We start from the raw sequence: 12,528 nt of genomic DNA, 5'->3' as shown, positions 1-12,528 counted from the left end.
TTTACTCCTTATTTTGGCTTCACTAATTCCATGTACGAAGCAATTTTTCCTTCCTCTATTTCACCAGTAATAATTTTAACTACTTTACCATCTGGATCAATAACAAGAGTTGCAGGTAAATTACCTACATTGTAGGTAGTACTAACGCTTTTCGTTTTGTCAATAACTACTGGGAACGTTAATTTATGTCTATCGACAAAATTCTGTACTTCAAAATCTGTTTGCGCAATATTGACCGACAATGTTTGTACACCCTGATCTTTAAAGGCTTGATACTGACGGTTTATTGCAGGCATTTCCCTCTCACAAGGCGCACAAAAAGTTGCCCAGAAGTTCAAAAATACTCCCTGCCCTTTATAATCAGACAGCTTATGTTTTTCACCGCTTAAATCTACTAACGTGAAGTCTGGTGCTTTAGAGCCCACTGCTATTAACTCTACTTTATCCTTTGTTGCTGTTCCGTATACCGTGTAACCAATTGCTAAGACTAAGATTGCCAAAATAATGGTACGAATGACGAGACGTTTTTTCTTTTTCTCCAAGTTAATAAACCCCCTATCAATTTACGGCTTAGAGTAACTACAACTAACGCTAAGCTTTTCATACAAACATCCATATGTATAGATTTTACCGTCTAATTTTCAGCATTTACATGTTCACTCGTGCGTCAAACACCACCTCACAAAAAGTGGAAACGATTTCATCAGGATGCAACTAATCTAGGTTAGCTATTCTCACCTATTATAGCAAAATGAAACAGAAACGCTTAGCTAATAATTATGAATGATTTATGAACGATTTCACTAATAAGAAAGTGAATACATTGCTATTACACATAGAAGTATCACTTTCTCATAGAAAATGCGGATTTATCCGATTTTTCCTGTCTCCGCTAACACGCGCAATTGCTTCACTTCATGCTTTGTTAATTCACGATATTCCCCCGGAGCTAGCCCGAATAAATCTAAAAAGGCAAAGCGTTCACGTTTTAATTTTACTACTGGAGTACCGATCGCCTCGAACATGCGACGCACTTGACGATTTCGCCCTTCGTGGATCGTAATTTCACAGATTGCCTTACCTGCTTTTTCATCAAATGAAGTCATACTAACCATTGCAGGAGCTGTTTTGCCATCTTCTAACTTAATTCCTCGTTGAAGCTTTTTTAAACCTTCAATCGTTGGAACACCTTTAACACGAGCAATATATGTTTTGTCGATTTTAAATTTCGGATGCGTCAGCATATAAGAAAATTCACCATCATTTGTCAATAACAATAAGCCAGATGTATCATAGTCGAGACGGCCAACTGGGAAAATTCGTTGCGGGATATGCTTAAACAAATCTGTGACAGTTTTGCGTCCTTTGTCGTCTGTTACAGCTGAAATCGTTCCACGTGGTTTATATAGTAAATAATAAACCTTATCCTCTTTCTCAAGCTTCACGCCTTCTACTTCTATCGTATCTGAGTTGGATACCTTTGTACCTAACTCACGCACTACGACTCCGTTCACCTTAACTTTACCTTCTACAATCAATTGTTCTGCCTTACGTCTAGACGCCACACCAGCATACGCAATGACCTTTTGTAATCTTTCCATTCTTTCACCTCTAATTTTCTTTCACCTTGGTTTGACTCCAAGCATTAAACCTCATTCGCACATTATGAATAAGGTTATTTTTCCCGCTAATCTGTGAAAATTATGTCATACTTTTATACATTATTAAAGAAAAACTAATTATGCATAAATAATTAAATGATTTGAAATAGTTTTTATCAACTAGTTTCTGGATAATTTGTACTTAAATATTAAGGATTTTCACCATAGCGTGGGTTGTTTTCCGTTTCGGTTTGGCGCTTTTCTGGGGGGGCGTACGATGAGCCGCTTGAGCCAGCAGATGTTTTTTGCTCTCGTCACAGAAAAATTGCCACAGGACGTGGCGTTCTTAGACTGAGCTCCTCTATTTCAGCCGATGTTTGAACACCCGCTAAAAAGGATCTTAAAACAGCATTCATCTCACCACCTAAAGAGATGGGAGAGACTTCTGTAGTTGACGCTTTGCTTTCGCTTCCAAAACACTTGGTGAAAGGAAAAACAAAAAAGCCACCATTTTAGGCAGCATTTCAAAACTATTCATTGCCACTATATTTGTTTTCGATTTTAAGTCCATAGTTACTTAATTCTTTATTAATAAATTGCTTCGCGCTTAATAACTTTTCGGTTAAAGATTGTTCAATTATTGAACCATCCTGTAATGTGAAAATCAATTTTTCTGGTAAACTGACACCGTTTTTTTTCACAATAGTCTGTTCAACCTTCACAATATCTTCCCAACTTGTATAATCTTCTTGTAAACTAAAAAATTGATTCATATGAATTCCTTTTGTATCAATATATTGATAGTTATTAATACATATAAATATCAATGCACTAGCAATTACAAACGATGACCCCACGATTCCTCGTTGAATATTCTTCCTTTTTTTGTTTTAGGAGTCACTAAAAAATGGATGAATAACATGACCGCTAACATGATTAATACTACCATTAATACAATATAGGCTGTAAAAAAAGGGTCAAAAAAGTAATATTCCTTAGGTCGATAGAACAACTCTTGAATAGGATATAAAAAAATAAAAGGAGCGATACAGCTTGATAAGAAAAAAATCTCTTAATATCCAAAAATCTAATTAATTACTATTCTAATTAATTTTGGATCATCACCATAACGTGTGGTTGATTTCCGTTCCGACTGGGCGCTTTGTTGCTGCCGCTTCGCTTTCGCACAGAAAACATCCGCTGCGCTGCAGGGTCTCGGACCAACACGATGTTGGTCACGAAGGCGTTATCACAGGATGTGATGCTTTTAGCCTTCGTTCCTCTATCGCTGATCCCCGAGGAGTCGCCCAGTCTCCACTCCAATCAACTATTTACATAGTGGACGTTTTAACAAAAGTCATCCACAACTTTTGGTGATAAACCTTAATTTTACTAAACTGCCCACAGATTGTTAAATAATTCTTAATTCATTCGCACACTGGCGTCGCCCACAAACGTTATCCTGAATGTGGGTCATAAACAAAAAAACAGCGAATCGCTTTTAACGATCCACTGATTCAACTTTTACTGGCACTGCATAGATACGCTCTTCACCTAGAAAGATCGACAGTACACCTTCCTTACGTTTTCTAGAAACATGCAAAACTTGCCTTACACTATCTTTTTCATCTTTATTTAGCTGTAAAAGAATTGGTTCCTCTAAACGAATGGAGAGGTTTTTATTGACTTTATATTTACCTTTTTTCACCACTGTTTCAAGGCTGTAATCTTGCCAAACCTTGTTGGCTAAACCCCGATGTACATTCCAGTCATCGGATTCATTCAAAGTGACGACAATACATGTTTGCCCGTCCTTTTGGAAGGCAGTTGCAAGGGTTCGACCAGCTACCTTTGTAAAGCCTGTTTTTCCGGCAAATGCTGAACCTTTAGCTGATTTTAATGCATTAACAGGTTGTTGTGTCTCATCGCCTATTTCGACGGCAACTCCTGACCCTTCTCGTAATAAACGGTGCTTATTTTCCCATAACATCCCGTTTTCAGTATTGGCACGATATAGAACTGTGGAGGCAATCTTCTTGAAAGTTTTATTTTGGAGAGCATTCCTCAACATTTCAGCAGTATCTCTCGCTGACGATAAGTGCTCATCATGGTGCAAACCGGACGGGTTCATAAATACTGTATTTGTGAGACCAGCAACAACAGCCCGCTCATTCATTAACTTTACAAATCCTTCTACCGATCCGCCGGCATGCTCTGCTAAAGCTGTTGCTGCGTCATTTCCTGAGCGAAGCATCAAACCATATAACAGTGTTTCTACCGTAACCTTTTCACCTGCTTGCAAGTAAATGGACGAGCCCTCAGCCGTTGCAGCCCTCGGTGAAATAACTACTTCATCTTGAAGATTGCTATTTTCAATAGCAACAAGTGCTGTCCAAATTTTTGTTAAGCTAGCGATTGGTAACCGTGCATCACTATTTGATTCAAATAAAACACGGCCCGTATCACCATCTAAAACTGCATATCCGCTACCCCCTCGTGCCAAACTGGTTTCTGGAAGCATTAACATTACCACGACTATCATGAACAATATTAAACGTACTAACCGAAGCAACGAGCCACTCCTTATTAAAAGTAATAGGAAAATATAGATTATATTTATGTTTCAAGCTAAGTATTATACCAATCAATTATGCCCGACATAATTGCCGCTGTCGCGCAGATTAAACAATGCGTCCGGAATCGGCTTTGTGCTAAGGCCTGCAAATGTTTTTTTGCACGGAAGCGTAGCGTCAGCAACAGATGTTTTTTGCGCTAAAGCGAAGCGGCAGCCGCAACAGCACGAAGTTGGTCACTCAGTCGTTGCTACAGGACATGGCGCTCTTAGACTGAGTTCCTCTATTTCAGCGGATGTTTGGACATCTATACCTGTCGCTACGCTTTCGGTACAAGATATTTGTTGCAAGAAGTTATTATGCCTTGCTCATTTACTTTACTCCACTAAAGGTTTCTTGGAATTTCGTCATAAATAGATCTGTTTCTTGCTCTTGTTCAACTAACTCTTCTTCAGGTAAAGGCGGCATTTCATCCATACTATTTAATCCAAAGTAGTTTAAGAATTCTTTTGTAGTACCATATAAGATTGCACGCCCTGTCCCTTCCGAGCGACCAACTTCCTTAATTAGCCCTCTAGAAACGAGCGTTTGAATTGGTCTTTCACATTTCACACCACGTAAATCTTCAATTGCTACACGTGTAATTGGTTGTTTATATGCTACAATAGCCAATACCTCAAGTGAGGCTTGCGATAATGATTGAGCAGTTGGATTTTCTACTAATCTTTGAATGGTATCTGCTAAATCAGATTTTGTTATAAGTTGATAAACTCCAGCCATTTCTTTTATAGTAACGCCTCTTGCTAAATCTTCTTCATATGTTGTTTTCAATACTTCCATTGTTTGTACGACTAACTCTTCCGGTTCGCCTAAAAGTTGTGACAATTGTTTAATGGTTAAGCCGTCGTCTCCAACAACAAATAATAAGGCTTCTATTCTACTCTGTAGCATCATTGTTTTCGTCATCATCCCATTCCTCCTTCTGTAATGTAACTGTTAATTCTTCAAAGTTACCGTCTTGCTCTACGATGACGACCTGACGTTTCATCAGTTCAAGAATAGATAAAAACGTCAGAATAAGCGTTGGCTTATCTTCATAGGGAAAAAGCTCGAAAAATAATGCACGTCCACCTGTAGTTCGTAATGAATCGACAACTGAACGCATTTGGTCTCTCACTGAGCGTTCTTGCCTCGCCACAGTTGTTTTTAGTGGTTTCTTTAATTTTTTTCGACGCATTAGTTTTTGAAAGGCTCCAAGCATGTCATAGATGTTGACGTTCAGATCAAATAACGCCATTTGCTCATCTAAGGCTAACTCTGATAAATCTGCCGGAGGCCGTGTAAATACCTGTGCACGATCTGTTTCAAGCTCTTGCAGGCTACTCGCTGCTTCTTTATATTTCTTATACTCTATTAAACGTTGCACCAGTTCTTCACGAGGGTCTGGGCCGTCGACTTCTAATTCGGCATCTTCAAGCTCACCTTCATGAATTGGCAAGAGCATACGACTTTTAATAGCTAATAATGTTGCAGCCATCACTAAATATTCACTAGCCTCATTTAACTCAAGTACCTGCATAGCATGTATATGGTCGATATATTGTTGAGTAATTTCAGCCATTGGGATATCATAAATATCAATTTCCAATCTGTGAATTAAATGCAATAATAAATCAAGAGGCCCTGAAAAGGCTTCTAATTTTACTTCATAAGACATTGTTTTACCACCCTGAGATTCTATGTTCTTTTAGTATAGTAGAAAGGAGTCCAAAATGCATCCACAGCATCACACTTTATTTATCGACTATTGTGCTTTTTTCAATGGAAATCAAGATTTTTTTGAATGCCATGAAGTCCTTGAGGAATACTGGAAGGATATTGCTCCAGGTGATAAAAAGCATCCTCTCGTTGGATACGTACAACTCGCAACAGGTTTATATCATTGGCGACGAGATAATTTTATTGGTGCTGCGCGAATTTTAGAAAAAGCACTTCATAATTTCCAACATAATAAAGGCCACATCTTTTTTGACGAAATCGACTACGAAATACTAATAACACAACTAACAGATTCACTTTCTGCTACCAGAAAGGGCAAGTCCTTTCAAGCATTTCTACTTCCTCTTTCAGCCATACTAGAGGAATTAGTTTTTACTCGCATACAGATTTTACCACCAAGTAACACTAACTATCTTCTTCATAAACATATGCTTCGAGATCGCTCACATATTCTTGCAGAGCGTCAAGAAAGCAAACAAAGAAAAAGCAGACGTCAATGATCGTCTGCTTCTTCATCGATACAATTTATACATTTTTGAACAATATTACGCGTTTCCTCTGTTGCACGCACACTTTCATACTGGCCAAGGTCTGCTACTTCCTGTAGCATTTCCTTCGCAACACCTTCACCTCTATAAGAAGGGACAACGGAAACATGTTGAATCATAGCTATATTATTACTGTCTGTTACAAGTCCAACAATGCCTACATACTCATCGTTCTTTTTCCATAAATATAAAACCCAATTATCATCATTTTCATAGGAGTGGATTGTCTCTTTGAGCTTTTTTATGTCTTTTTCGTTAGGCATAAACGAGAGTAGCCCCATTGCTATTTTCTCGAAAGCTTTTTTATATCGAATTAACATATTTGTCTATTCCCTCATTTTCTAGCTGTACATAATCTTTGACTATCCTACACGATTTGTACTTTTACCGCAAGTCAATTTCTGTCTTACGAACCAGGTCCGAGAATACCTTTAGACGCCAATACCCAATAGACAACGCCCCACAACAAAATAAAAGTTGAAATGGACGCTAGTAATACCCATTTGTTTTTTCTCATATTTACTCACCCTTTTTTAACGTTAGCGGGAGATCGTTTTGAACAATATCTTCATAACTTTCGCGTCGAATTGCTAATTGATGCTTGCCATTTTCTACAAATACAACTGCTGGTCGTGGCACACGATTATAGTTACTCGCCATAGAATATCCATACGCACCAGTACAGAAGATTGCTAGCACATCACCAGAAGCTGCTTCCTGAAGCTTAGCATCAATAATTAATTTATCGCCAGATTCACAAAGTTTACCAGCCACTGTATATGTTTCACTTTTCGATTCATTTGCTTTACTTGCAATGACCGCCTCGTACTTCGCATCATATAATGCTGGACGGATATTATCACTCATACCACCATCAACAGCAATATACTTACGAACATTAGGTACTGTTTTTTGTGAACCAATTGTATAAAGTGATGTTCCTGCATCGCCTACAAGTGAACGCCCTGGTTCAATCCAAATTTCCGGCATAGTTAGACCAAGTACAGTCGCTTTGTTCTTTACAACTGTAATCATATCCTCTACATATACTTGTGGCTCAAGCGGTGCATCTTCCTCAGTATAACGAATTCCGAAGCCCCCTCCTAAGTTTAACACAGTACATGTAAAATCGTGAGTTTTCTTCCAATCAGAAATCTTATCAATTAGTTTTTCTCCTGCTAAGCCAAAGCCCGCTGTATCAAAAATTTGTGAGCCGATATGGCAGTGTAATCCTAGAAGCTCTAAGTATTCATGGTTAAAAGTTTGTTGGAAAGCTTCATCTGCTTGACCATTATTTAAGTCGAAGCCAAATTTAGAATCCGCTTGACCTGTCGTAATGAAATCATGCGTATGTGCCTCAACACCTGGTGTGACACGTAGTAAAATACGCATTTTTTGTTGACGGCGCTCTGAGATTTCTTGTAAAAGTTGAATTTCATAGAAATTATCCACGACTATACAACCGATTTTCGAGTCAAAGGCTAATTCTAATTCCGCAATGCTCTTATTATTACCATGGAAATGAATGCGCTCTGCAGGGAAACCAGCTTTTAAAGCTGTAAATAATTCTCCACCAGAGACCACATCTAAAGATAGACTTTCTTCTGCCGCTAATTGGTACACAGCTACACATGCAAATGCTTTTGAAGCATAAGCTACTTCTGCTTTTACACCTAGTTTTTTAAACGTATCAATAAAGCCGCGTGCACGCTTCCGAATAAGCACTGTATCATACACAAATAAAGGTGTACCATACTCTTTTGCAAGCTTTAATGTATCTACCTGTCCAATCGTTAAATGACCATCTTCAGAAATCGCTTGTGTTCCATAAAAATGCATGTGCATCTCTCCCTTTTCACATCGTTCCATCTTGTAATAAATTGCTCCCCATTTTTAGTAAGGATATAGGCAATCTTAGCCTACAATCCAATCCTTATTTAGAGATGTATTGCTTCATTCAAGAATGGTTCAAACGGAGCTAATATCACATATATGCCTACACCTTGTCGTGGTGAACCTTTTGATGAATGAAGACAATTTTCGCAAAAATCACAAAATACTATATGTGAACTTTATCACATGAAAAAAACGAGTGCAACGGCTTCTATGATCTTTTTCGCTGTGGGGAATCGACAACATATGGTCTCAATGCATCTGCAGTCATTGGGAAACGAACAAGTACGCGAAGCATCGCACTTGGGAAGAACGGAATAAGTGGCCATAAATATGGCGCTTGCATCGGACGTAATGAACATAAATACGTAAATAATATAAATAACCCGATAAATAACCCATTAACTCCCCATATGCCAGTCATTATTAACAACACTAATCTAAAGAGTTTAATGGAGATACCTAGCTCATATGTCGGAATAATAAAGGTTAGAATAGCTGAAACGGCTGTATATAACACTACTTCTGGTGAGAAAACCCCAACATCAATAGCAATCTGACCAATAATTACACCGGCAACTAACCCCATCGCAGTAGATAATGGTGATGGGGTATGAATGGCGGCCATCCTTAAAAATTCTATCCCAACATCTCCTATTAATACTTGCAGTAAAAGTGGGATATGTGATTTTTTCTTTTCCCCTAAAAAGGATAACTCATCCGGTAAATGGATCCCGTGCGTTGCACATAAATACCACAAGGGCAATAATAATAAACCCATAATTGCTCCAAAATAGCGCATAAAACGGACGAAGGTTCCGACTGTTGGTGCCTGCCTATACTCCTCAGCATGTTGCAATAAATGAAAGGCCGTTGCTGGCACGATAATGACGGAAGGTGACGTATCGACAATAATGGCTATATGCCCCTCAAGTAAATGAGCTGCGGTAATATCTGGTCGTTCCGTATATCGTACAAAAGGAACTGGATGAAACTTCTGTTTAAACAGCCATTCCTCTAGTGATTTATCAGTCATAGTCAAGCCATCATGATTAATTTGTTCCATGCGCTGTCGTAATTTATCGAGCGTTTCATCACTCGCAATACCCTTTATAAACGCTAGCGCGACATCGGTTTGACCGATTTCGGATATTTTATGTAGCTCGAAACGTAAATTACTATTGCGAATTCTTCGGCGAATCAAAGCAGCATTTTGTGAAATACCTTCTACAAAGCCGTCCCTAGATCCACGAATAACCTTTTCATTATCAGGCTCCGCAGGGGTACGTCCTGGATAATTTCGAATCTCAGCAACATAGCCATAACCACTTTTCGTTATAAAGGCTACTTGTCCACTTAATATGGATAATAAAATGGCTTCACGTTTGGTTTCCTCTGAACGACCTTGGAAATTGAAATAGGCTTCAAAATACTCCTTTTCATCCTCAATATCAATGTCCTCATCAGGCAACATATTAGAGAGTAATTGTGTTAACACTATTCCATCCACAAGTCCGCTTATATATGCACAAAGAACCGGCAAATCTTTGACAAATACATGCTTAATACTAATGTCAAATGATTCGCCGTCACCAAATTGTTCTTTAAGAAAATTTTCGGCTTCTTCTAAGCTGTTAAAAAGTTTATCTTTTTCTGTCATGCTGTCACCATTTTCTTAGATGTCTTTTTTTACTTCTTCCTCTTCAACTGTGGCACTTGTAGCCATCCAATTTTTTAATTGGGCAAGAATTTTTTTCTCTAATCGCGATACTTGAACTTGAGATATCCCGAGCCTATTAGCAATTTCAGTTTGGGTACAATCTGAGAAATACCGTAAATAAATAATGGACTGCTCTCTAGGCTCAAGTCTTGTGAGTACCTCTTTTAGTGGTATATAGTCAAATGGCTGCTCAGATTTTTCATCCTTCATCTGATCCATTAATGTAATAGAATCCCCTTCGCTCTCATACAATTGTTCATGCAAGGAAGCGGGATCTCTTAATGCATCGGAAGCTGTTACAATTTCCTCAGATGTGACTCCAAGAACCTGTGCTAATTCATGAATGGTTGGTGGATGCTCATTTTTTTTAATGAATTCATCAGTTGCATGACGAATTTTAAAATTAAGCTCACGAATAGATCGGCTAACCTTCACCATACCATCGTCCCTTAAAAAGCGCTGAATTTCTCCGATGATCATTGGTACAGCATATGTCGAAAATTTAACATCATACGTTAGATCGAATTTATCCACAGACTTCATGAGCCCTATGCAGCCAATTTGAAATAAATCCTCGAGCTCCACGCCCCTGCTTGTAAAACGTTGGACGATAGACCACACAAGCCTCGTATTCCCTTCAATCATTCGTTTACGAGCCTCATGATCGCCCTGCTGTGCACGTGCAATTAAATCTCGCATTTCTCCCTGTGACAATAGCTTATCGGACGACTGTTCTAGCGGCTTCACAATCGTAGCCTCACATTACCGGTGTGCGAACCGAGTAAAATTTCTTCGTAAACGTGACAGTTGTACCTTCTTGCCACTTAGACATTACTGTCAACTGATCTGAAAAACTATCCATAATAGTAAAACCCATACCTGAACGTTCCATCGCACTTTTCGTCGTAAATAACGGCTCCATCGCTTGGCTTACATCCTCAATACCAATACCTTTATCCATAACAGACACAGTTACAATATCATCCTCACGTTTTGCATGAACTGTAACAACGCCCCTACCATCCTCATCATAACCGTGAATAATAGCATTAGAAACAGCCTCTGAGACAACCGTTTTAAATTCGGATAGCTCATCAATTGTTGGATCTAATTGTGCGATAAAACCTGTCACAGCTACTCGCGCTAAGGCTTCATTTTCACTAATTGCTAAAAAAGTTAATGTCATTTCGTTATCCATTTACAATCCCCCTAACTCGATCAATCGCTTCTTCCTCAGTTGCATCCATCATCCACTGCCCTAAACCTGAAAATTGAAACACTTTTCGCATTGTCGGCGATGGATTCAATAAAATTGTTCGTCCAGCGACTGCTTCTAACTCACGCATTCGACCAAGGACTAAACCTACACCTGAACTATCCATAAAAGAAAGCCCCTCTAAGTTCCAAATGATAGTCGATACAGCGCCTTGAAAAATTGCTGTAGAAATTTTAGCTCGAATTTGCTCTACTGCATGGTGATCGAGCTCCCCAAATAAACGTATAACTACTGTCTCTCTTGTTACCATCTCTAATTGAAAATGCATGAACATCGCCTCCTCCTCGTGCAATTCCACATTCAATGTGGTGATTCCTTGCGGCTGACAGAACTAGTGCAAAGTCTTCCGAAATAGTGGCAAATCGACATACTTATAGCTTTTTAGGTTAAATTCAGTATGGGATAAATCAACATTTTTTAAACATGGCAGCCATTTTTCACAAGAATTATTATGAGGATCAATTTTGCCTCGGCATAATTGCGTCCCGAATCGGCTTTGTGCTTATGCCTGCAAATGTTTTTTGTGCGACAGCGCAGTTCCGTCGCTTTGTCAGTTCTATCCACGATTTTAACTGTTCTATCCGTCATTTTGTCGGTTCTATCCACGATTTTAGCTGTTCTATCCGTCATTTTGTCGGTTCTATCCACGACTTTAGCTGTTCTAGTCATTATGTCGGTTCTATCCATGACTTTAGCTGTTCTACCTTCATTTTGTCGGTTCTATCCACGATTTTAGCTGTTCTATCCGTCATTTTGTCGGTTCTATCCATGACTTTAGCTGTTCTACCTTCATTTTGTCAGTTTTATCCACGACTATAGCTGTTCTATCCATCATTTTGTCAGTTCTATCCACGACTTTAGCTATTCTATCCGTCATTTTGTCGGTTCTATCCACGACTTTAGCTATTCTATCCGTCATTTTGTCGGTTCTATCCACGACTTTAGCTGTTCTACCCGTCGCCCTGGCTTTTCTTTCCTTCGCTCAGACCCTTCCTTCCATCACTTCGACTCTTCTTTCCGTCACTTCGGCCTTTCTTCCCGTCGCTCAGACCCTTCCTTCCGTCACTCCGACTTTTCTTTCCGTCGCCTTAGCTTCGTTCCGTCGCTTCGACTTTTCTTTCCATCATCCTGACCTCTT

The 12,528-nt window shown here is 39.0% G+C and carries 14 protein-coding genes; 1 reads left to right on the top strand and 13 read right to left on the bottom strand.

Annotated features, from left to right (window positions below; translation table 11 throughout):
• Positions 1–8 precede the first annotated feature (8 nt).
• From resA to ACIQZA_RS02405, 6 genes are all read right to left on the bottom strand, one after another.
• Positions 9–542 carry a thiol-disulfide oxidoreductase ResA gene (gene resA, locus ACIQZA_RS02430; RefSeq protein WP_402879940.1) on the bottom strand — a complete coding sequence of 178 codons (534 nt, stop codon included), beginning with the start codon at positions 540–542 and terminating at the stop codon, positions 9–11.
• Positions 543–869: 327 nt separating this feature from the next.
• On the bottom strand, positions 870–1,601 hold the full coding sequence (locus ACIQZA_RS02425) for a pseudouridine synthase (protein ID WP_132363137.1): 732 nt from the start codon (positions 1,599–1,601) through the stop codon (positions 870–872).
• Between the two features lie 530 nt (positions 1,602–2,131).
• Complete coding sequence (locus ACIQZA_RS02420) at positions 2,132–2,458, bottom strand: hypothetical protein (RefSeq protein WP_402879942.1); 327 nt, start codon at positions 2,456–2,458, stop codon at positions 2,132–2,134.
• A gap of 644 nt (positions 2,459–3,102) precedes the next feature.
• Entirely contained in the window at positions 3,103–4,173 is a 1,071-nt protein-coding gene (locus ACIQZA_RS02415; RefSeq protein ID WP_402879944.1) for a D-alanyl-D-alanine carboxypeptidase family protein, read from the bottom strand.
• A gap of 373 nt (positions 4,174–4,546) precedes the next feature.
• Positions 4,547–5,140, bottom strand: a complete 594-nt coding sequence (scpB, locus tag ACIQZA_RS02410; RefSeq protein WP_132363269.1) for an SMC-Scp complex subunit ScpB — start codon at positions 5,138–5,140, stop codon at positions 4,547–4,549.
• The gene (locus ACIQZA_RS02405) at positions 5,112–5,891 is read right to left on the bottom strand and encodes a segregation/condensation protein A (RefSeq protein ID WP_400935480.1); all 780 of its coding nucleotides are present in this window, start codon (positions 5,889–5,891) and stop codon (positions 5,112–5,114) included. Before ACIQZA_RS02405 ends, scpB begins: the two co-directional genes overlap by 29 nt.
• A gap of 55 nt (positions 5,892–5,946) precedes the next feature.
• Here ACIQZA_RS02405 and ACIQZA_RS02400 point away from each other — a divergent pair, with 55 nt between their 5' ends.
• Complete coding sequence (locus tag ACIQZA_RS02400) at positions 5,947–6,453, top strand: DUF309 domain-containing protein (RefSeq protein ID WP_402879946.1); 507 nt, start codon at positions 5,947–5,949, stop codon at positions 6,451–6,453.
• Here ACIQZA_RS02400 and ACIQZA_RS02395 read toward each other — a convergent pair.
• From ACIQZA_RS02395 to ACIQZA_RS02365, 7 genes are all read right to left on the bottom strand, one after another.
• A complete protein-coding gene (locus ACIQZA_RS02395) occupies positions 6,447–6,821 on the bottom strand; it encodes a GNAT family N-acetyltransferase (RefSeq protein ID WP_132363147.1) in 375 nt (124 codons plus the stop codon). The two genes, ACIQZA_RS02400 and ACIQZA_RS02395, sit on opposite strands and share 7 nt — an antisense overlap.
• A 199-nt stretch (positions 6,822–7,020) precedes the next feature.
• Positions 7,021–8,340, bottom strand: coding sequence for a diaminopimelate decarboxylase (gene lysA / locus ACIQZA_RS02390; protein ID WP_400935485.1), 1,320 nt, complete (start codon positions 8,338–8,340; stop codon positions 7,021–7,023).
• A 265-nt stretch (positions 8,341–8,605) separates the two neighbouring features.
• Complete coding sequence (locus tag ACIQZA_RS02385; RefSeq protein WP_400935487.1) at positions 8,606–10,054, bottom strand: spore germination protein; 1,449 nt, start codon at positions 10,052–10,054, stop codon at positions 8,606–8,608.
• 15 nt (positions 10,055–10,069) lie between these two features.
• Positions 10,070–10,861 carry an RNA polymerase sporulation sigma factor SigF gene (gene sigF / locus ACIQZA_RS02380; RefSeq protein ID WP_053483127.1) on the bottom strand — a complete coding sequence of 264 codons (792 nt, stop codon included), beginning with the start codon at positions 10,859–10,861 and terminating at the stop codon, positions 10,070–10,072.
• Between the two features lie 10 nt (positions 10,862–10,871).
• Complete coding sequence (gene spoIIAB, locus ACIQZA_RS02375) at positions 10,872–11,312, bottom strand: anti-sigma F factor (protein WP_142507315.1); 441 nt, start codon at positions 11,310–11,312, stop codon at positions 10,872–10,874.
• Positions 11,305–11,658, bottom strand: coding sequence for an anti-sigma F factor antagonist (gene spoIIAA, locus ACIQZA_RS02370; RefSeq protein ID WP_132363155.1), 354 nt, complete (start codon positions 11,656–11,658; stop codon positions 11,305–11,307). Before spoIIAA ends, spoIIAB begins: the two co-directional genes overlap by 8 nt.
• Before the next feature lie 480 nt (positions 11,659–12,138).
• Positions 12,139–12,309 carry a hypothetical protein gene (locus ACIQZA_RS02365; protein WP_402879949.1) on the bottom strand — a complete coding sequence of 57 codons (171 nt, stop codon included), beginning with the start codon at positions 12,307–12,309 and terminating at the stop codon, positions 12,139–12,141.
• Between the last annotated feature and the right edge of the window lie 219 nt (positions 12,310–12,528).

Source organism: Lysinibacillus sp. NPDC096382 (assembly GCF_044762845.1).
Classification (GTDB): Bacteria; Bacillota; Bacilli; order Bacillales_A; family Planococcaceae; genus Lysinibacillus.
The sequence above is the reverse complement of the archived record's forward strand: the minus strand, read 5'-3'. Positions and strand labels throughout refer to the sequence as shown.